Here is a 19304-nt window from a genome sequence, read left to right as displayed (position 1 = left end):
AGCGGATTTCACATGTCAAAACCAGCCATTCACTTACTGATCGTCACTGGACAAGCCCAGGCTAACTTGATTCCGGTGATGAAACTCAAGCCGGAAATCGTCGCGCTCGCCATTTCCGAAGCCATGAAATCCAATGCCAAGCAGTTCGTCAAATTACTGACCAGCCTAGCCAGCATTCAACCGGATAATATTCTCGAATTTCACGATGTACCTGACGTCGGCCTAGAGGCCATCAAGGACCGGGCCATGGAAATCGAAGACGAACTGAATCAACGCTTTCCCGACGTCCCCATTACCTACCACGCCACCGGCGGCACCAAATTGATGGCGCTGGGTTTTTACGACGTGTTTCACCGCGCGCCCAACACCGTGCTCTATACCGATACCGAACACGGCCAAATTGAAGTGCTGTATCCGGAAAAGAACCAGCCGCTCGCCATCGGCAAGGTGTTGAGCCTGGACAGTTATTTGTTTTCGATGGGTAAGCAATTTCGCAAGTCGGCCGACAGCATTTGGCAGGATAATGCCAAACGGCGGCGGTCATTGAGTTTTTGGTTGGCGCAAAACGCCGAAAAGCTGGAAGGCTACTGGAGCGTCATCAACAAATTGGCTCACGAAGCCCTGGCGGAACAGAAACGCGGTCAAGCCCCGGAACTGGCTAACTCGGAGCAGTGGTTCCTCAAAGGCAAAACCCCTTTTGGCTACTGGAAAACCGCCCTGGAAAAATGTAGCGAAATCGGCATTTGTGACTGGGACAAAGAAAATCCCGAACGTTTGTATTTCAACGATGCCGACGGCGCGCTATATCTTAGTGGCGGTTGGCTGGAGGAATACACCTGGCTTACCGCTAGCGAACTGGGCTGCGACGAGGTCTACGCCAATGTTTACTTCACCGAAACCGGTAATTCCCGCAACGACATCCGCAACGAAATCGATGGCCTGATCCTGCACAACAACCGCCTGTTAATGATCGAGTGCAAAACCAGCATATTCAACGCCGACAATGCCAAAAGCGACGGCATCGTGTATAAATTGGATACCCTGGAGCGACGCACCGGTGGATTATTCGGCGACGCCTGGCTGGTATCGGCTAGACGGCTGGACGATGCGACCCGGAATCGGGCACGGGAATATAAAATCAAAATCATTGAAGGAGGAGACATCAAAAACCTGAAAACACGCATTCAAGATTGGATGAACGGTAAATTTCAATCATGAGTGTGACACCGCTTGGGAACTGTCTGTATAACCCGCTGATTCCAAGCTATTTTTTGGCTGCAAGCCATTGAATAACAGCCCTGTTCACGAAGGGATTAAGACTAACGCATATCAGAAAAAAGTAAAGTATTTTTTTATTGAATAACAGCCCTGTTCACGAAGGGATTAAGACAATAAGTAACTGGGGTAGCGATACCAACAGTAGATTGAATAACAGCCCTGTTCACGAAGGGATTAAGACCTTCCGGCTGCGATGCAAAATGATTCTTTCCAGATTGAATAACAGCCCTGTTCACGAAGGGATTAAGACAATAAATCTTGAGGTATCCAAATGGATTCTTTATTGAATAACAGCCCTGTTCACGAAGGGATTAAGACATCCCACTTATGGATAACCGCCGGAGCAGCTTCCATTGAATAACAGCCCTGTTCACGAAGGGATTAAGACTTCATATCTGTACAACCAGGGTGGTGCCTGAAATTGAATAACAGCCCTGTTCACGAAGGGATTAAGACACTTCTGGAACGACAAAACTACCGTCATCATAGATTGAATAACAGCCCTGTTCACGAAGGGATTAAGACATAGATATCCGTAAAGGTCAGTCTTTAGTATCGATTGAATAACAGCCCTGTTCACGAAGGGATTAAGACCTAACACGCCGTAGTCGTCTCTGTAGCATAATGAATTGAATAACAGCCCTGTTCACGAAGGGATTAAGACCTTTATAAAAGGCTTGGACCACATCACACCGTGTATTGAATAACAGCCCTGTTCACGAAGGGATTAAGACCAATTACGCCATCTACTTCCTTAGTTTCTAGGATTGAATAACAGCCCTGTTCACGAAGGGATTAAGACGTGTACCCTGTACCTCTTTCAGCAGATTTGAAAGATTGAATAACAGCCCTGTTCATGAAGGGATTAAGACTCGGCCATTTGCCGCATTATTTCGGCGTGTTTAATTGAATAACAGCCCTGTTCACGAAGGGATTAAGACCGAATTGAGTTACCTCGGATAGCTTTGATTGTTATTAAATAACAGCCCTGTTTACGAAGGGATTTTATATAGTTTGTTTGTCGTCCTTTGCGGTACCAATTCAATACATCAATATAAAATTCCGCAGTCGAGCCGATTTTTAAGGTGTCTCGTGAGAAGGTTTACTCCCTCATAACAAATTTGTTGTTTGCCGCTTTTTCTTGCGGCTGTGTTGCAATCTGTTCCGAGTTAAGTAACGGAGAACGATATGCAAACCTTATTTCTTGAAAAAGCCGGCGCGGAATTGCGCTACGAACGTGCCTGTCTATTGCTTTACCAGGATGGCAAGGTGGTGGGTAGCGTGCCGCTGAAAGTGCTAGAACGGGTTGTGGTATCGCCGCAAGTGGCCCTGGCTGCCGGGGTATTGGGCGTGCTGAACGAACGCGGCATCGCTTTGTTAGTCATCAATCACCGCCACCCGGAACGTTCGGCCTACCTGAGTACGCCAATGCACGGCGATGTGCATCGGCGCATGCGTCAATATGCCTTGTATCTTGATAAGGATTTTCGCGCCCGTCAGGCGCTATGCCTGGTCAAACTGAAACTGACGCGCCAATACCGCTACCTGCACCGGCAAATGGCCTTACGTCCGGATCTTCGTCATGATCTGCTGAAAGCGATGCGAACCCTGGCGACGTTATTAACGGATTTGCAAACCGGCGCATGGGAATTGGAGCGACTGCGCGGCGTGGAAGGGGCCGCCGGAGCTGCGTATTTCGCGGCGTTCAGTCGTTTGTTTCCCGCCGCACTGGGGTTTGAACACCGCCATCGCCGTCCTCCCAGCGATCCCGTCAATGCTTGTTTATCGCTGAGTTACACCTTGTTGCACCACGAGGCAGCAAACGCCTTACGAGCGGTGGGGTTGGACCCGGCGTTGGGCTGTCTGCACGATGTGTATTACCAGCGCGATTCGTTGGCGTGCGATGTGTTGGAGCCATTGCGGCCATGGATAGACGCTTGGGTGCATGGCTTGTTTCATGGCCGGCAACTCCGCGCCGAGGATTTTCATCGCGAAGGCGATGCCTGTTTGCTTCACGCTGCCGGCAAGCAACGCTTTTACGAGGCTTATCAAATCCGGGCACGCGCATTCAGACGCTTGCTGAGGCAGTACGCAAGGGCGGCGGAGCACTTGGTGACGGCCGATGAGTCACGTTAGACGCTATTTGATTTGTTATGACGTTCGCGATGCTAGGCGTTTGCGGCGTGTGCATCGCGCGATGCGGGATATTGGCGAGCCGATTCAATTTTCGGTATTCGAGGCGGAATTGAATGCCGGCGAATTACAGGCCTTGCTGGAAAAACTGGGCGAGTTGATTGATGCCCAGTTGGATAGCGTCAGCTGTTATTCGTTGACGCCGGAGTGTCAAAAAATCCAATTGGGAAAAGGCCCGATCCTGGATGGATTGATTCTGGTTTGAATAACAAATTTGTTAAGTAGCACGAATAAAAAAATATCTGTTTTAATATTTTCAACCTAACCGGCGCAATTGCAACAAATTTGTCAAATGAGTCTTTTATTGTATTTGTTGTTATTGTTTATCCGAATTATTTAGCGTTAACTTCAATTTTTCTAATTGGCTAGACAAATTTGTTAAACCGGCATTATCGTTAAATTTAAGATTTAATAGTTACCACGCTGCTACCGGCGTTATTCAAATTAGGCGCAAGAGTTTTTATTCATTTTCATCGGAGATTAATCATGTCAAATTCAAATTATTCATTTTCTTCTCGCGTCGGCAAGGAAGCCAAGCACGTCGGCGCCGCCGCCACTGCGGCCCATGCGGCCTCGCTGGTGACTGTCGGCGGAACGGTGTTCCCGCTAGCACCGGTCATGGCGCCAGTGGCGGTGGCCAGTCTGCCGGTTGTCTTGGGCGTGGGTTTGGCGACTTACGGGGCATGTAAGTTGCTGGGCCGGCTATTCGATTAGCCCTGAGCGCCGTTGTCCCCAACGAAGGACAACGGCGCGCTGCCGAAAACGGAGCGATCGGACTCGTCGGAAATAATAGCGAGCTGATTGTTAAACGCCCGATGCCGGCGTTTTAAAACCGGGGTATTGCTAATAGTGGTTATTTATTTTTTATTTAGGAGATTTGATTATGTCTGACATCAATAATGTAGTTTCATCCGTGGCGAAGGTGGTCGGCGGTTGCTTGCCTGGCAAGCATTTTTCCGGCGCGCCGTTGCCGACTCTGCCGTTACCGCCCACGGTCATCCTCCCCGTGGTTGTGGCAGGGGCCACCGTTTACGCGGCGCGATCGTTGGTCAGGCGGCTATTCGATTAGCCGTGGGAGCGGTGCCAGGGATTTGGCACCGCTCCCCCAATTTAAAAAGGCATGAGAATTAATATATCGGGAGTGGTCATGAGTTTTTGCAATGATTTTTCTTCACCATATATAAGCGTTAACAATTTCTGTTAATTAAACTATTTAATTTTTAAACATACTATTTGTCACTGATATACGGAGAAATCTCATGAAAAAATTCGCCCAAAAATCAACCATCACCACTATTTCCGGAAAAACCACTTACGAAACCAGCGTGATTAAACGCGCTGTCGAGCGTGCGGGTAGCAATCCTCACCTGAAGGGCCACATCCATGAGATTATGGTCAAGGATGCCAAAAACTTGCGCAACCTTTTCAACGGTAACACGACTGAGCTGACCAAAAGCACGACGGCGAAGACGGTTGATCTCGTCACCAAAAATGGCGGTAAAGTGGTGGAGCGCCTGCAACTGAAGGATATGCTGTCGCAGTCCGGCGTAGACAAAACCGTCAAGCAGGTACTGAATGGTCAATACCGTAGTACCCAGTTGGTGGGCACCAAAGAAACCACGGAGCTGGTTAACAAGGCTTTGGAAAAAGCCGGTTCGGCCAAAAGGATGACTAGTTCGGGGGTGTCATCCAAAACCACGACCACGTTAGCGCAACGTGCCGGCGCATCGGGTTCCGGTACATTGCAGAATGCCGTTTTGCAATCAGCCAAGGCTGGCGGTGCGCTGGGGGCTAGCATTGGTGCGGGGATTGAAGCCGCTAGCGGTATCATTGGTTTGGTTAATGGTGAGCGCGAATTTTCGGATGTCGCGTTGTCCACCGCCAAAGCCGGTGCAAAGGGTTATGTTACCGGTGCAGCCGCTACTGCGGCTGTGACAGCCGCAGGTCCGGCTATCGTTGCGGCGTCGTCCGCTATTGCCAGTGTTGGACTCGCGGCATCGGCGGTAACCTTTGCGGCTCCGGTTGCTGTTGCGATGGGGGTTGGCTTGACTGTTTCAAGCTTGTGGGACTCGATTTTCGATTGACCTTGCTTGTCTGGAAGTCTTTATCTTGGGCGCATTTTTTTGCGCCACCTAAACTTTATTTTCAGTGACATAAACCGGTACTCAAAATGGTTAGAGATTTTCAACAGTTGGAAAGACTCAATTACTTTCAGCAGTATCTTTTAATTGGTCAACATCAGTTTGTTATGGATGCCATACAGTCAATACCAACAAATGACCCAGTGGGCATCTGGTTACGTATGCATTTGCGTCAAGACATTAATGAGGAGGTCGAAGCGGAGTTGCCTGTCCACTATGCTGAACAATGGCGAGGCTGGCGAGTCTATTATCAGGGCGATTATTCTCAGGCTGCACAACATTTCATCGAAGCATGGCGAGTAATGAGCGACAAATTTTTGTCCATGGGCCAGGCTGATGTCGCCCTGGGACTTGGCAAGGTGTATACCCGCACAGGACATTGGCGGGCTGCCAGGGATTGGTTGTTGAAAGCATTGGCCATTGGGCGACAACAAAACCGTCTTTTCGACATCGTTCAGGGCTATGGTGCATTGGGTGAGCTTTTGTTGCGCGGAGGCCATCCTCAAGCGGCATATACCTGCCTTAGCACGGCATACCATATATTGCCGCCAGGTAGCGGACAGCGCCCCCGTCAATTGAATTATTTGGCGAGCGCATTGCTTAGGTGTGGAGAAACCTTACGAGCAGAATCATTACTTATGACCAGCATACATTTAGCCCATGATAAGGGTGATAGCGATAGTGTCTGGCATGCGCTGGCCCGTTTGCAATTCCTGTGTATTGACGATAATCGCAGCTCGAAAGGGCACTTTAACGATGTTACAGACGTGCTTCGAGACTATGTGCCTCAGACGGACAATAACTCGATTGCCTTGGGCTTTTTACGTGTAGGGCAAGCCTTGTTGGCTTGTCGTAGTGGTCATCAAGCGGAAGCATTGGCTAAAATTCAAGTTGCTAAATCGTTTTTCGAAACACGTTTTCCTTTTGAGCATTGGTGGGCTTTACAGTTGGAAGCGTTTTTGATGGGAAACTCGAGCGTGACTGATGCTGGGTGCCAGAAGTTGTTGGCGCTAAATCCTGTATTTTCGCCAGCGTCGCCGAATGTATTAGATATGAGTTGGCAGCGGCTTCATTTGTCGGAAACAAATGGTTTTATGTCTTTGGCAAGTGAAAAGCATGACGTTGAATCCTTGCAGACCGCGCGATACCTGTTTTTCATTTGACCCATCAAATCCAATACTAAGGAATAAATCATAGTGAATGAATCCAATTACAAGACTGTTGTTATTACTGGGGCAGCCGGTGGCATGGGAAAAGCAATATGCGAGCATTTTCTGGAACGAGAATGGTCGGTTATCGGCATTGATCATAACCAGGAAAGAATGAAAGCACTGGCCAACGATCACGTAAATTTTCATTCAGTCGTTATGGATTTAACAGATCCTTGCTTAATTGACACAGTGCTGGGTCGAACACGGAACTCACCTCCTCTGAAAGGCTTGGTGAATCTTGCCGCCATTTCTTATGGCGATAGCATTGAACGATTGGACGACGAAGCGTGGGAACGCTCTTTCGCGGTTAATGTAACACCTGCTATGCGGCTGATTCGAGCCTTGAGTCCATTGTTACGCGAAAATGGGGGTGGCAGTATTGTCAATGTTAGTTCGCCTGTAGCATTAGTCGGTGCTCGGAAAGCGAGCTATTCTGCCAGTAAAGCAGCATTACATGGATTGACGTTAAGTTGCGCGCGCAGTTTGGGTGAGGCAAATATTCGAGTTAACTTGCTTTTGCCGGGACCTACGATTACTTACATGACGAGCGATTGGAGCCAAGAACGGCAAAGCTCAATAGCCGAAGGTAGTTTCCTGAAACGGCTATGTCAGCCACACGAAATCGCTCGTGTAATTGCTTTTCTTCTGAGTGAAGATAGCAGTTATTTAACAGGGAGTACCGTTGATATGACAGCAGGCTCCATGTTCGGTCATTAAGCAAATGGCGATTATTTCTATGTCTAATCAAACACCTAAGCGGTTGGCGCTCATTGGATTGGGCAATCAAGGTCAAGAATATCTGAAGGCCATTTCTCTTTCGAAGGATGTCGAGCTAGTTGCCGTTGTGGATAGCGATGTTTGCAGATTGGAACAGGTCAAGGCCAGTTATGAGCATTTGAATCTTGCTCTCCATGATCAGATTAGTGCCTTACATCGACACGGTTTAGACGGACTCATTTTAGCGTTACCCCATCACTGTTATATCGACGTTTGGCAAGAGATCCTGGCGTTGGGATGTCCATTGCTTAAAGAAAAGCCGTTGGGGCGCACTTTGGATGAGGCTCGCGAATTACTGGCACAGGCTCGCATGCAGGAATGCCCATTGCAAACGGCTATTCAGCGCCGTCATCATCCAACTTACCTGGCACTGAAACGAAGATTGACCGAACAAGGTGCAGTCGTTAAAGAAGCCCATGCCCATCTCCACCTCGGGTTTAGCCCGCGAGGTGAAGATGATAGCTGGCGTGGCCGGCAAAGCATGGCTGGCGGCGGTGTGTTGCTTGATTCTGGTTATCACATGGTTGACTTATTGCACTATTTGATTGGCCCTTTTGATTTGGTAGCGGCTTCGTTGTGGCGAAACGGGAAGGCATTGAATGCACAGGAAATTGAAGATGAGGCCTATGTAATCGGTCGAGCTGAACAAACTTGGATCATGTTGGAGTCTCACCTTGCAGGTGAGCCATATACTGCTAACGGTAGTGGTTATCGAAAATCCGAAGGTATCAGCCTATTAACCGATCAAGGGATATTTTTTGCCGACCGGCAAGGGGTGTACCAGAATGGAATTCTGATTGAAAATCATGACAAAGAATGGCGTGTAGCCATGGCGAACCAACTTAATCAGTTTGCTCGCAATATTCAGAGCGGAAATTGGAGCGACTTTGATATTTGGGATCAGTTACCAGCGATGCAATTGATAGAGCATGCATATAAAACAGCACATCATTATTGATTATCAGTAGGTAAGTCATAAAAATTCTGCTTCAGAAATGAATTTTACATTTGACTTTCGAGATACGGCGTTCCGAGAGTCTAAAAATTTCCGATTATGTTGAAAATGTCGGTTTTTGGCAAAATCAGGCTGATTGTGCCAGCAGCTATACCTTTAAGTTATTGTATTTTTTGATAAAGATTTTATATCGAATCGCACCTTTCGCGCAAAAGGGACTTTTTCAACAAAATTTTCCTAATGCCGGCCAACGATGACGCCCTGCCATTTAGCTATTGTTTCAGACAAAAAACAAGGCACCGGCCAAAGCCAGTGCCTTGTTCACGTTGTTACTGCTCTTTTTGCACAACCAATTCGAACTTGTTGTATACGGAACCATTCGTGCTTTTTTCCTTTCCGAGTAACCTGATCAACACAAGGTCGCCGGGTTCGGCTTGTTGATACTGCATCCCGTTGCTGAGATAGTTGTTCAGAATTGCGGACACGCGTTGGCCGTTTTCCGTTTGCACAATCGCCGTTTCTTGCAGACCGAAGCGCTCATGTTCGAAGTTGCCATAACCCAGGAAGGTACCGATCAACGGTTTGTCGACCTCATGTTTCCAGATTTCCGGAAAGGATGAAGCGGCGGCGGGTTCGGATTCACCCGCTGCAATGGCTTTAAGGCGAGCAAATTTATCATTTCTAGCATTGTTGTTGCCGTTATTAAACATGGTTTGGATCTCCAAAAAAAATTAGACACGTATCGATTCAGTGCGTGTTGATGAGCCGATACGAACGAGGCGTGTGCAGACGCCATATCATCAGGACTTTTTTGGAACAGTATCGGAGCTAAGTCTTTCGCCAGGGAGACAAGTGACCGAGCCGGTGGTTCTGACCCTAACCCGGTTGGCGTCGAATCGCCAATGACCGCCGATAGCGATGGGTTAAATCGAAGGCATAGGCCATCGATCATGGTCGCGCTGCCGGTGAGGTCAACTAACTAACCAAACAAAAATTGCCCGTTTTAAGCTGTTAGTGGGCATGAAAATCGGGCTTTTCAGGAAAAAATTTTGTTTAGCAGGCTGGTGAAAAACTCCCAAAGCTGCAGTCATCAAGGCGCATAGCCTCAGCAAACAAGTAAAATAGCGCATCTAAATTGGAGAAGCCCCCCATGCGCGGACACGATGCCATTCAAAATAGCTGGTTCAGCTACGTTAGCCTGGAAGAACGTATTCCCAAACAGCATCCGTTGCGTCGTTTACGTCTACTCGTCGATGGCGTATTGACCTCTATGAATGCCGTCTTTGCCGAGCGTTACTCGCACACTGGCCGCCCGTCGATTGCGCCCGAAAAACTGCTGCGCGCCTTGCTGTTGCAAGTGCTGTACACCGTTCGTAGCGAACGCCAGTTGATGGAACAGCTGGACTACAACCTGCTGTTTCGCTGGTTTGTCGGTTTGGGTATCGACGATGCTGTCTGGGAACGCAGCGTGTTCAGCGCCAACCGCGAGCGCCTGCTGTCCGAAGCACTGAGTCGCGAGTTTTTTGAACGGGTCTTGGCCATTGCCGAATGGCAGAATCTGGTGTCCGACGAGCACTTCAGTGTCGATGGCAGCCTGATCGAAGCCTGGGCCTCGCACAAAAGCTTCGTTAAGAAAGACGGCAGCGGCCCGGACAAACCTGCCGGCCGCAATCCCGAGGTCGACTTCAGCGGCGAAAAGCGCAGCAACGCCACCCACCAAAGTACGACAGACCCGGAAGCGCGGCTTTACAAGAAAGGCGAATACACCGAGGCCAAACTGCGTTACATCACCCATGCCTTGTCCGAGAATCGCAACGGCCTGATTGTCGATGTCGAAACCACTCAAGCCACCGGCACCGCCGAAATCGAAGCCGCGCAAACAATGATCAAACGCCGTGTTCCCAAAGGCGGCAGCGTCGGTGCCGACAAGGGCTATGACCAACCGGCGTTCGTCAACGGACTCAACACCCAAGACATCAAGGCCCATGTGGCCCGCAAAAAGACCGGCAGTGCCGTCGATGGCCGCACCGCTCGCGGCAAAGGCTATGCCCAAAGCCTCAAGCGCCGCAAAATCGTCGAAGAAGCCTTCGGCTGGATCAAGACCGTCGGGGGCCTGCGCAAAACCCGCCACATCGGCTTAGCCAAAGTCGCAGGCCAAGCCTTGTTTTGCTTTGCCGCCTACAACCTGACGCGGTTGCTCAACCTATTGGTGTTCACGCCGAAACCGGCGTGGAGTGCGCCCACCTAGGGTGAAGTACGCCTGAAAACCGTCCACAGACGGCTTCGGGTGAATAAAAAGCCCTTCAAACAGAGGCAAAACGGTTGAAACTCGATGTCATGACCGATTTCAACACGAAAAAATCACGGAAACCGTGGGTAAGGGGAAATATCGGTGGGTTTTTCACCAGCCTGTTAGCGTTCTGGGTATGGCTGCTAGTAGCTTTTTTAATAGAAAGGACAGTTAATAAACGGCCCGCGTAGGTACGATTAGGTCCGTAGGATGTGCTGAACAGAGTGAAGCGCATCGTTCGCGAATCGTACGCATGATGTTTAAATTGCCATGACTTGTTTTAATGTCGGGTTCACGAAACACATCCATGTGTTTCGCCCTTCGGGTGCTCCGCATGCAAATCGGCAATCCTGCCGATTTGTCGGTCCGACAGCCGAGTTTCTTTCTAAAAGAAAGAAACCAAAGACAAATCTGCCAGGAGCAGATTTGGACGCCATCGGCGCACGGAGTGCGAGTGCCTGGATGGCACGAGTCAGTAGGCCACCCCATGCCGCTTCATCCTGCGCGCCGGCGATTTTGGCGAGGGTTTTCGGAAGGGCTGTCCTAGCCCTCCGAAAACGAGCGGCATCCCTGCCGCTCCCCTGGCGGGCTGATCTCGCCAAAATCCCCGGTGCTCGGCGCGGCATCAGGGGAGAAAACCATCCCGAATTCGCGGAGAGCCGGGTGGGCACGGTTTTTGTGCCCACGCGGCATTGAATAATTTCCGCTAACGGTGGCCAGAAAAGCGTTGCTCACTCTACGTTTTTTCGAGATTTCTTTTAAAACTTCGGATGGTTTCGGTCCTGTTATTTCGCCCCGAACATCGTAGTTTCTGGCGAGATCAGTCGAACTACTTTGCCATTCCCGACGCGAAGTAGTTCAGCGACGCGTTGCAATTCTAAACAGGCTGGTGAACAACCCGCTGATAGTTCCCCTCGCCTAGGCCGCTTCCGCTAGTCTGCCGACGGCAAGTTGTACGATACCTTTCATGCCGATCCCGCCTTGCTGCAGATGGGCGACAATTTGGCGGCGCAGACTGGGAGCTATGAATGCCTTAATATGCGCCATCACTTCCTGAACCGCTTCCTCCTCCGGGTAGGCCTCGTAAAACCGGCCGACATCGTTAAGATTGTTCAGCAGTTGTTCCAGCCCTTTACTCGCCGCCGGCGCGGAAATCAATATTTCGTACAGATCGTGTCGCATAGTCAGCGTCCTCCTCCATGGCTCGTGTATTTCGTTATGCATTTATATATATAACGTTTGTCGGATTATAGGGCCAAACGCCGGATATAAACCAGCTTAAACCGGCAGGGCGTTTGCTCACTTTGCGGAAATTTATTGTTTATCGATGTTAACGCCTAGCGCGTCGGAGGCCGGCTGGTTGCACGAATCCACTATGCTGCGGCGGGGCACCGTTGACGATTATAATGCCGGAAAGTCCTTAAAAAATAGTAGATATCGGATTCGGTCTGTGTCGTTGGCGGCGGCGGTTTGCTGGATGCGCTAGGGCCGAACGCGGTTGAACGGGCGTTGCCTGTGAGATCTGAGCCATTTTCCAGTGGTTGGAATAAAGCATGGCCGCCGTGGCCAGGGATGGAAGGTGCTTGTACTTCGTTATATACTTGTGGATACATAATGTGAGTGCATATCGGTTCGCCCGTTCCCGGCGCGCAGTTCAGCGGCCGCTTTCGTTCTGTTAACCGGAGCGCTTCGTTGTCACTGTTTTTGTAAGCCGGAGATAAACAGCTCCGGATCGGATTTTGGAGAAAATTGAATGGCGCACAAATGTGGTAACTGCGGATGCGGGAGCGATTTCGGAACCCCTGAAAAAGTCTCGGACACCTTGGTTGAATTGGAAATAGACCGCATCAAGGTCAGCGTACCGCAGGGCACCTCGTTGCTGCGCGCCGCCGCGATGGCCGGTATCGAAGTTCCCAAATTGTGCGCGACTGAGAGCCTGGAGCCCTTCGGTTCCTGCCGCCTGTGTCTGGTCCAGGTCGAAGGCCGACGCGGCTATCCGGCATCCTGCACCACGCCGGCCGAAGCCGGCATGGTGGTCAAGACCCAAACGCCGCAACTCGCCAACATTCGGCGCGGCGTGATGGAGCTGTATATTTCCGACCACCCGCTGGATTGCCTGACGTGTCCGGCCAACGGCCACTGCGAACTACAAACTATGGCCGGCCGGGTCGGCTTGCGCGAAGTACGTTACGGCTATGAAGGTCATAACCATTTGTCGTTGCCTAAAGATGAATCCAACCCGTATTTCACGTACGATCCCTCCAAATGCATCGTCTGTAACCGCTGCGTACGCGCCTGCGAAGAAATCCAGGGCACTTTCGCCTTGACGATAGATGGCCGCGGTTTCGAATCGCGGGTATCGGCGGGACAGAATCAACCGTTTCTGGATTCGGAATGCGTGTCCTGCGGTGCCTGCGTGCTGTCCTGCCCGACCGCGACTTTGATGGAAAAAAACCTGATCGAGCACGGCCAGACCGACGACCACATCGTCACCACCTGCGCTTACTGCGGCGTCGGTTGTTCGCTGGTCGCTGAGGTCAAGGGCGACCAAGTCGTCAACATGTTCCCGAATAAGGACGGCCATGCCAACCACGGCCACGCCTGCGTCAAGGGCCGCTTCGCCTGGGGTTACGCCAACCATCCGGACCGGCTGACCAAGCCGATGATTCGCGAAAAAATCACCGACCCTTGGCAGGAAGCCAGCTGGGAAGAAGCCATCCAGTTTGCGGCGGACAAATTCAAGGCCATCCAGGCCAAATACGGCAAAAACGCGATCGGCGGCTTGGTGTCGTCGCGCTGCACCAACGAAGAGGACTACTTGGTGCAAAAGCTGGTGCGCGCGGCGTTCGGCAACAACAATGTCGATACTTGCGCGCGGGTGTGCCATTCGCCGACCGGTTACGGCCTGAGCGCGACTTTCGGCACCTCGGCCGGCACCCAAACCTTCGATTCGGTGATGGATGCCGATGTGGTGATGCTGATCGGCGTCAACCCGACCGACGGCCATCCGGTGTTCGGCTCGCGACTGAAACGGCGCATCCGTCAAGGCGCGAAGTTGATCGTGGTCGATCCGCGCGAGATCAATTTGGCCAATTCCGCGCATATCAAGGCGGATTTCCATCTCAAACTGCGCCCCGGCACCAACGTGGCGATGGCTAATGCGTTGGCCCACGTCATCATTAATGAAGGTTTGTACGACGAAAATTTTATCAATGAACGTTGCGACAGCCACGAATTTGCCAAATGGAAGGGCTTCATTCTGGACCCGCGCAATTCGCCCGAGGCAATGGCGGCGATTACCGGCGTGCCGGCCGAGCTGGTACGCGGCGCGGCGCGCTTGTTTGCAAACGGCGGCAATGGCGCGATTTACTACGGCTTGGGTGTCACCGAACACAGCCAGGGCTCGACGATGGTGATCGCTATCGCCAACCTGGCGATGGCAACCGGCAATATCGGCCGGCCCGGCGTCGGCGTCAATCCGTTGCGCGGCCAGAACAACGTCCAAGGCTCCTGCGACATGGGCGCCTTCCCGCACGAATTGCCGGGCTATCGCCACGTGTCCAACGATGCGGTGCGGGCCACGTTCGAACAAGCCTGGGGCGTGGCATTGCAAAGCGAACCCGGCCTGCGCATCCCGAACATGTTCGAAGCCGCCTTCGACGGTACTTTCAAGGGCCTGTATTGCCAGGGCGAAGACATCGCTCAATCCGACCCGAACACCCAGCACGTCGAAGCCGCGTTGCGAGCGATGGAATGCATCGTCGTCCAGGACTTGTTCCTGAACGAGACCGCCAAATTCGCCCACGTACTGCTGCCGGGCGCGTCGTTCCTGGAAAAGGACGGCACCTTCACCAATGCCGAACGGCGGATTTCCAGAGTGCGCAAGGTCAAGGCACCGCTGGGCGGTTACGGCGACTGGGAAGCAACGATGATGCTGGCCAACGCGATGGGCTACCCGATGCACTACGACCATCCGTCGCAAATCATGGACGAAATCGCCTCACTGACGCCAACCTTTAACGGCGTCAGCTACCAAAAGCTGGAAGAAATGGGCAGCATTCAATGGCCCTGCAACGACAATGCGCCCGGCGGCACGCCGACCATGCACATCGACGGTTTCGTGCGCGGCAAGGGCCGCTTCATGGCGACCGAATACATCGCCACCGACGAAAAAATCACCCGCCGCTTCCCGCTGATTTTGACCACCGGCCGCATCCTGTCGCAGTACAACGTCGGCGCCCAAACCCGGCGCACCAAGAATACCGCCTGGCATCCGGAAGACATTCTGGAAATTCATCCGCACGACGCCGAGGAACGCGGCATCGTCGACGGCGATTGGGTCGGCATTCAGAGCAGGGCCGGCGAAACGGTGTTGCACGCCCAGGTCTCGACCCGGATGCAGCCCGGCGTGGTCTACACCACCTTCCACCATCCGTTTTCCGGCGCCAACGTCATCACCACCGACAATTCCGACTGGGCCACCAACTGCCCGGAATTCAAGGTCACCGCAGTGCAGGTGGTCAAAGTTGCGTTGCCGTCGGAATGGCAACAGCGCTATTTGCAATTCAAGGAAGCGCAGGAGAACTTTCTGAAGCAACCCAAAGCCGCGGCCGGCACTTAAGTATGTGGCAGCGCGATGGACGCTCTTGGTGCGTACAAGGCGACATCCGGTTGGGCAACGGCCTGGACCGGCATTTGTTCGAATTGCTGCGCGCCATCGACCGCACCGGTTCCATCAACGCCGCTGCCAAGCTGGTCGGGCTGAGTTACAAAAGCGCCTGGACCCTGATCGAACGCGCCAATAACAAGTCGGCCAAGACTTTGGTGGTTTCCGAAACCGGCGGCCAAAAGGGCGGCGGCACCATGTTGACCGGCTCCGGCCAAATCCTGCTCAAACTATTCGAATCGCTGGAACAGAAACATGCCCAATTGCTGGTGGAATTGAATCGCGCGGTCGAATCCGACACCGAAGCGTTGCGGCTGCTGAAACCGTTGACGATCAGGACGACCGCAGCCAATCAAATGTTCGGGGTAGTCTGGCTAATCAGACACGGCATCGTCGGCTCGGAAGCCGTGGTCAAACTCAAAGGCGGCGAATACGTCTGCGCCAACTTGAGCCGGCAAGAGGCGCACGCGTTGGAACTGGCGGTTGGTACCGAAGTCGCGGTATTGATCAACAACACCGAAATTACGCTGGCGACCGGACCGGAAAAGTTGCGTTTGTCGGCCAGAAACCAACTGTGGGGATCGGTCGGCAGAATCGAGCTGGACCAGGTCGAAGCGGAAATTATCGTTAATCTGAAAGGCAACGAAGAAACCTTGTCGGCCGTCATGACCCGGGCGAGTGCGGAACGCATGCGGTTGAAACCCGGTTTGCAATGCCGGGCCATCTTCAAAGCCAATGCGGTATTGCTGGCAACCTTGGCTTGCTGACTGGGACCGGTTGCTGTCGGGTGGCGCTATTCGAAATCGAATAAAGGACCGTGCGGTTCAACAAGGCTACACTGCAGCTTTCCGAACCACTAAGGAGAGTAACCATGAAAACCAGTGCAAGAAATCAATTCAGCGGCAAAGTAAGCGAAATCATCGATGGCGCCGTATACGCCGAAGTCATCGTCGAACTGGCCGGCGGGGAAAAAGTGGTGGCGTCGATCACCAAGGAATCAGTCAAGGCGCTGAGCGTCAAACCGGGCAGCGAAGTCATTACCTTGATAAAAGCCCCGCAAATCGTCATTGTTGCCGATTTCGGCGGCTATAAAATTTCGGCAAGAAACCAACTGGCCGGTACCATTACCGAGGTCAAACCGGGCGCAGTCAACACCGAAATCGATTTGGATACCGCCGGCGGCCAGCAAATTTCGGCGACCGTCACCAACGAAAGTGCGTCGTCTCTGGGTTTGAAAAAGGGTCAGACCGTTACCGCGGTATTCAAAGCCGGCGCCGTGTTGTTGGCGACAAAAGCCTGATAAGGCAATCCCCGGCCGCAACCGGCGGATAAACCGAGGGCCGCAACCGCGGCCCTTTTTATGTGCGGGGCTTTGTTGCATAAATCCGATGGAAACCCCGTGTTAAGGTCAAATTGTTAACCTAACGCCCCGAATGCCAAAGCCCCAATCCATCAAATACCGAACCACGAGCTGGCGAGACTACAACCGATACTTGAAGCAGGCTCGCTTTTACTCTGGATAGATAAAGAGATGGACTGGTTAGCCCTTGCCAGCGGAAAGCGGGGGCGAGCCGAGAAATTTTTTGATCCCGCTATTCAATTTTGCCTCATGGTTAAGAATCTATTTGGGTTGGCACTACGGCAAGTCACCGGCATGGTGGAGAGCTTATTGAAACTGTCCTGCCTGGATTGGCCGACGCCGGATTACTCCACATTATGTCGTCGCCAGCAGCGTTTGCAGGTTTGCATTGCCTATCGCCCTGATCCAAATGGCTTGCATTTGCTGGTCGATAATACCGGCGTGAAAATGCTGGGTGATACCCAAGGGCACAAGTGGAAAACCAAGAAGCATGGTGCCGAGTATCGTCGCCAGTGGCGCAAGGTTCATTGGGTATCGACGCCGAAACGCTGGAAATTCGAGCGATTGAAGTCACATCGAATCGTATCGGTGATGTCCAGGTATTGCCGGATCTGCTCAACCAGATTCCTCAAGATGAACGGATCGATTCCGTCAGCGGAGATGGTGCCTACGATACCAAGCGCGATCACACTGCGATTGCCGAACGGAACGCAGAGGCCATTATCCTAAATCCGCCTTGTGGCTTGGGGTAAGGGGCCGATTTGCTGGCTAATCGATTTATGCAACAAAGCCTCTCGTTTGCTGCCAATGTGGTGATTTTCGATTTATTAGTGCGTTTTTTAGAAACAGTTTTTTTGACGAGGAAATTGGCGAAAAACGGTGGTCTCTAAAAAATATAATGAGATGGCGAGATTCCGTTGCGAAGCGGTTTGGGGCGGTCCGGACGCAATATCGCTTTATTTGTCCGGTATTTCTCAATTCGGGTAAGGAAAAATGTAGTTATTCACGGATATTTTGTAAGAATTTTCTGACAATTATTCCATCTATAACAGCATGGAGATTCCAGCAAATGTGCGGAAAAATGGGTGAGAACGAGATTGAGAGTATGGAAAATATGATGTCCATGGCGGTTTATTTGGTGATCGCCGACACATTGGATATCGATGTCGACGAGATTTACCCCGACAGCAACCTGAAGCAGGATTTAGGTATGACATCCGCGGTTCAGCACGAACTGGACCAATCGATCATGGAGATGTTTAACAATTTTCAGGTCGACTTCAGTCGGGCGAATACCGTGCGCGACGTGGTTCAGCAGATCGCCAAAGTGACAGTTCACTGAACCATTCCGAACCCGCTCAACCAAGCCGGCCTCGCGCCGGCTTTTTTTCGAGCGGCCAAACGTCAAAGGCACCAAGCTTCGACAATTCGGCTTTCGTGGCGGCCGTCGGCCAATTCGCCCGGCGGATGAATCAGCCACGGCCAGCGGCCGATGCGTGCGGCATCGGTTGTAAACCCTTGCAGCAAGGCGCGGTAGTCGGTGCCGCTCGTCAACACCCCGTCCCGGTCGAACTGCCGGTCCTCGACTTCGGTGACCAGGCAAATCGGCACGCGCCACGCTTGCAACCAATGCAAATGGCCTTGTACCAGCGCTCGGCCGAATGCCTCGAGCGCGGATTCGTCGACTATGCGGCCGGCTAGGTAATTTAGCGGCAGCAGCGGCAATTGCGTCAGGCAGTTCACCGACGCGACCCAGCCGGGGGGTATGTCAAGTTGCGGCAACACGGGGCGGCTAAGCAATTCGGCGGGCGGCAGGCTGCGGTGTTTTGCCAGCCAATCGACGATGCCGGTGACGTCGTGGCGGCATAGCCGCAACCGCTTCGGCCAACGTTTGGCCGAAGCGCCGGGCCTCGACGCCGAAAGCAATGTCCAATAACACGATGCGGTCGAACCGGTCCATTAACTCGGCGAGCGGCAGATCGTGGACGCTGCCGCCGCCGACCAGCAAAGCGTCGCCCGAATTCGGATGGGCCAGTTCGGCGGCGCGCAGCAAGGCGGCTCGGGTGGCGGCCAAATGCGGTAACCAGGCCTCCCGGCAGCGGCGGTGGCGGGCTTCCAAGGCGGCTGCTTCGCCGGCGTAACCCAATCGTCGCGCGCCGGGATTGGTCCGTGTACCCAGGTAGTGTATGAATTCCGCGATCATCGAAGTCGTATGGGTGTCGTGCGCCTGATCGGCGGCATGCGTTGGGTTGCTGGGTAATTTTGTGACGGCCACAGCTTTTCGGTAGCAAGCGTTCGGCTCCGATTGCCGCGCAATATTGTATCTGTGATTGCCGTTCAGGTTTTTTCGGCAGACTCTTCTATAACTGTTTCCGAACTATGAGCGGAGCGGCACGACGGCGTATTCTGGAGCGAATACCCGGCGCAGCCTGA

At 52.3% G+C, this 19304-nt stretch carries 18 protein-coding genes, 1 pseudogene and 1 CRISPR repeat array; of the genes and pseudogenes, 15 read left to right on the top strand and 4 right to left on the bottom strand.

Annotated elements, in window-relative coordinates:
* Positions 1 to 12 precede the first annotated feature (12 nt).
* From VXJ35_RS16860 to VXJ35_RS16820, 9 genes are all read left to right on the top strand, one after another.
* Positions 13 to 1218: a Card1-like endonuclease domain-containing protein gene (locus tag VXJ35_RS16860; protein ID WP_064022456.1), complete on the top strand. Its 1206-nt coding sequence runs from the start codon at positions 13 to 15 to the stop codon at positions 1216 to 1218.
* A 66-nt stretch (positions 1219 to 1284) separates the two neighbouring features.
* Positions 1285 to 2288: a CRISPR direct-repeat array (repeat unit 36 nt; unit sequence ATTGAATAACAGCCCTGTTCACGAAGGGATTAAGAC).
* A gap of 178 nt (positions 2289 to 2466) precedes the next feature.
* On the top strand, positions 2467 to 3414 hold the full coding sequence (gene cas1 / locus VXJ35_RS16855; protein WP_064022455.1) for a CRISPR-associated endonuclease Cas1: 948 nt from the start codon (positions 2467 to 2469) through the stop codon (positions 3412 to 3414).
* Positions 3401 to 3676: a CRISPR-associated endonuclease Cas2 gene (gene cas2 / locus VXJ35_RS16850; RefSeq protein ID WP_064022454.1), complete on the top strand. Its 276-nt coding sequence runs from the start codon at positions 3401 to 3403 to the stop codon at positions 3674 to 3676. Before cas1 ends, cas2 begins: the two co-directional genes overlap by 14 nt.
* A 281-nt stretch (positions 3677 to 3957) precedes the next feature.
* A complete protein-coding gene (locus VXJ35_RS16845) occupies positions 3958 to 4185 on the top strand; it encodes a hypothetical protein (protein WP_064022453.1) in 228 nt (75 codons plus the stop codon).
* A gap of 169 nt (positions 4186 to 4354) precedes the next feature.
* Positions 4355 to 4540, top strand: a complete 186-nt coding sequence (locus VXJ35_RS16840; RefSeq protein ID WP_157198209.1) for a hypothetical protein — start codon at positions 4355 to 4357, stop codon at positions 4538 to 4540.
* Positions 4541 to 4730: 190 nt separating this feature from the next.
* Positions 4731 to 5555, top strand: a complete 825-nt coding sequence (locus tag VXJ35_RS16835; protein WP_064022452.1) for a hypothetical protein — start codon at positions 4731 to 4733, stop codon at positions 5553 to 5555.
* An 86-nt stretch (positions 5556 to 5641) separates the two neighbouring features.
* Positions 5642 to 6775, top strand: coding sequence for a tetratricopeptide repeat protein (locus VXJ35_RS16830; protein ID WP_064022451.1), 1134 nt, complete (start codon positions 5642 to 5644; stop codon positions 6773 to 6775).
* 33 nt (positions 6776 to 6808) lie between these two features.
* Positions 6809 to 7540 (top strand): SDR family NAD(P)-dependent oxidoreductase, encoded by a 732-nt coding sequence (locus VXJ35_RS16825; protein ID WP_157198208.1) that lies wholly within the window; start codon positions 6809 to 6811, stop codon positions 7538 to 7540.
* Between the two features lie 19 nt (positions 7541 to 7559).
* Positions 7560 to 8558, top strand: coding sequence for a Gfo/Idh/MocA family protein (locus VXJ35_RS16820; RefSeq protein ID WP_197495872.1), 999 nt, complete (start codon positions 7560 to 7562; stop codon positions 8556 to 8558).
* Positions 8559 to 8884: 326 nt separating this feature from the next.
* Here the strand turns inward: VXJ35_RS16820 and VXJ35_RS16815 are convergent, their stop codons facing one another.
* Positions 8885 to 9265 carry a hypothetical protein gene (locus VXJ35_RS16815; protein WP_064022449.1) on the bottom strand — a complete coding sequence of 127 codons (381 nt, stop codon included), beginning with the start codon at positions 9263 to 9265 and terminating at the stop codon, positions 8885 to 8887.
* Between the two features lie 440 nt (positions 9266 to 9705).
* Between VXJ35_RS16815 and VXJ35_RS16810 the strand changes: the two genes are divergently transcribed.
* Positions 9706 to 10803 carry an IS5 family transposase gene (locus VXJ35_RS16810; protein ID WP_064022448.1) on the top strand — a complete coding sequence of 366 codons (1098 nt, stop codon included), beginning with the start codon at positions 9706 to 9708 and terminating at the stop codon, positions 10801 to 10803.
* Between the two features lie 960 nt (positions 10804 to 11763).
* Here VXJ35_RS16810 and VXJ35_RS16805 read toward each other — a convergent pair.
* Complete coding sequence (locus tag VXJ35_RS16805; protein WP_064022447.1) at positions 11764 to 12027, bottom strand: formate dehydrogenase subunit delta; 264 nt, start codon at positions 12025 to 12027, stop codon at positions 11764 to 11766.
* 571 nt (positions 12028 to 12598) lie between these two features.
* Here VXJ35_RS16805 and fdhF point away from each other — a divergent pair.
* The 5 genes and pseudogenes from fdhF (at position 12599) to VXJ35_RS16780 (ending at position 18213) form a co-directional block, all read left to right on the top strand.
* Positions 12599 to 15466 (top strand): formate dehydrogenase subunit alpha, encoded by a 2868-nt coding sequence (fdhF, locus tag VXJ35_RS16800; protein ID WP_064022446.1) that lies wholly within the window; start codon positions 12599 to 12601, stop codon positions 15464 to 15466.
* Between the two features lie 2 nt (positions 15467 to 15468).
* Positions 15469 to 16278, top strand: coding sequence for a TOBE domain-containing protein (locus VXJ35_RS16795; protein WP_064022445.1), 810 nt, complete (start codon positions 15469 to 15471; stop codon positions 16276 to 16278).
* A 104-nt stretch (positions 16279 to 16382) separates the two neighbouring features.
* Entirely contained in the window at positions 16383 to 16811 is a 429-nt protein-coding gene (locus tag VXJ35_RS16790; RefSeq protein WP_064022444.1) for a molybdopterin-binding protein, read from the top strand.
* A gap of 133 nt (positions 16812 to 16944) precedes the next feature.
* Positions 16945 to 17608 (top strand): annotated as a pseudogene (locus VXJ35_RS16785) (IS5 family transposase); the annotation flags it as partial.
* 368 nt (positions 17609 to 17976) lie between these two features.
* Positions 17977 to 18213, top strand: coding sequence for a phosphopantetheine-binding protein (locus VXJ35_RS16780; RefSeq protein ID WP_064022443.1), 237 nt, complete (start codon positions 17977 to 17979; stop codon positions 18211 to 18213).
* A 62-nt stretch (positions 18214 to 18275) separates the two neighbouring features.
* Here VXJ35_RS16780 and VXJ35_RS16775 read toward each other — a convergent pair whose 3' ends face one another.
* Complete coding sequence (locus tag VXJ35_RS16775; RefSeq protein WP_064022442.1) at positions 18276 to 18656, bottom strand: hypothetical protein; 381 nt, start codon at positions 18654 to 18656, stop codon at positions 18276 to 18278.
* A gap of 7 nt (positions 18657 to 18663) precedes the next feature.
* Positions 18664 to 19146 (bottom strand): hypothetical protein, encoded by a 483-nt coding sequence (locus VXJ35_RS16770; protein WP_157198206.1) that lies wholly within the window; start codon positions 19144 to 19146, stop codon positions 18664 to 18666.
* Between the last annotated feature and the right edge of the window lie 158 nt (positions 19147 to 19304).

Source organism: Methylomonas sp. DH-1, assembly GCF_046097555.1.
GTDB classification, from domain to species: Bacteria; Pseudomonadota; Gammaproteobacteria; order Methylococcales; family Methylomonadaceae; genus Methylomonas; species Methylomonas koyamae.
The sequence above is the reverse complement of the archived record's forward strand: the minus strand, read 5'-3'. Positions and strand labels throughout refer to the sequence as shown.

Coding starts and splice junctions, on each gene's coding strand:
- VXJ35_RS16860 (WP_064022456.1), top strand. CDS start 13: ATGTCAAAACCAGCCATTCACTTACTGATCGTCACTGGACAAGCCCAG.
- cas1 (WP_064022455.1), top strand. CDS start 2,467: ATGCAAACCTTATTTCTTGAAAAAGCCGGCGCGGAATTGCGCTACGAA.
- cas2 (WP_064022454.1), top strand. CDS start 3,401: ATGAGTCACGTTAGACGCTATTTGATTTGTTATGACGTTCGCGATGCT.
- VXJ35_RS16845 (WP_064022453.1), top strand. CDS start 3,958: ATGTCAAATTCAAATTATTCATTTTCTTCTCGCGTCGGCAAGGAAGCC.
- VXJ35_RS16840 (WP_157198209.1), top strand. CDS start 4,355: ATGTCTGACATCAATAATGTAGTTTCATCCGTGGCGAAGGTGGTCGGC.
- VXJ35_RS16835 (WP_064022452.1), top strand. CDS start 4,731: ATGAAAAAATTCGCCCAAAAATCAACCATCACCACTATTTCCGGAAAA.
- VXJ35_RS16830 (WP_064022451.1), top strand. CDS start 5,642: ATGGTTAGAGATTTTCAACAGTTGGAAAGACTCAATTACTTTCAGCAG.
- VXJ35_RS16820 (WP_197495872.1), top strand. CDS start 7,560: ATGTCTAATCAAACACCTAAGCGGTTGGCGCTCATTGGATTGGGCAAT.
- VXJ35_RS16815 (WP_064022449.1), bottom strand. CDS start 9,265: ATGTTTAATAACGGCAACAACAATGCTAGAAATGATAAATTTGCTCGC.
- VXJ35_RS16810 (WP_064022448.1), top strand. CDS start 9,706: ATGCGCGGACACGATGCCATTCAAAATAGCTGGTTCAGCTACGTTAGC.
- VXJ35_RS16805 (WP_064022447.1), bottom strand. CDS start 12,027: ATGCGACACGATCTGTACGAAATATTGATTTCCGCGCCGGCGGCGAGT.
- fdhF (WP_064022446.1), top strand. CDS start 12,599: ATGGCGCACAAATGTGGTAACTGCGGATGCGGGAGCGATTTCGGAACC.
- VXJ35_RS16795 (WP_064022445.1), top strand. CDS start 15,469: ATGTGGCAGCGCGATGGACGCTCTTGGTGCGTACAAGGCGACATCCGG.
- VXJ35_RS16790 (WP_064022444.1), top strand. CDS start 16,383: ATGAAAACCAGTGCAAGAAATCAATTCAGCGGCAAAGTAAGCGAAATC.
- VXJ35_RS16780 (WP_064022443.1), top strand. CDS start 17,977: ATGGAAAATATGATGTCCATGGCGGTTTATTTGGTGATCGCCGACACA.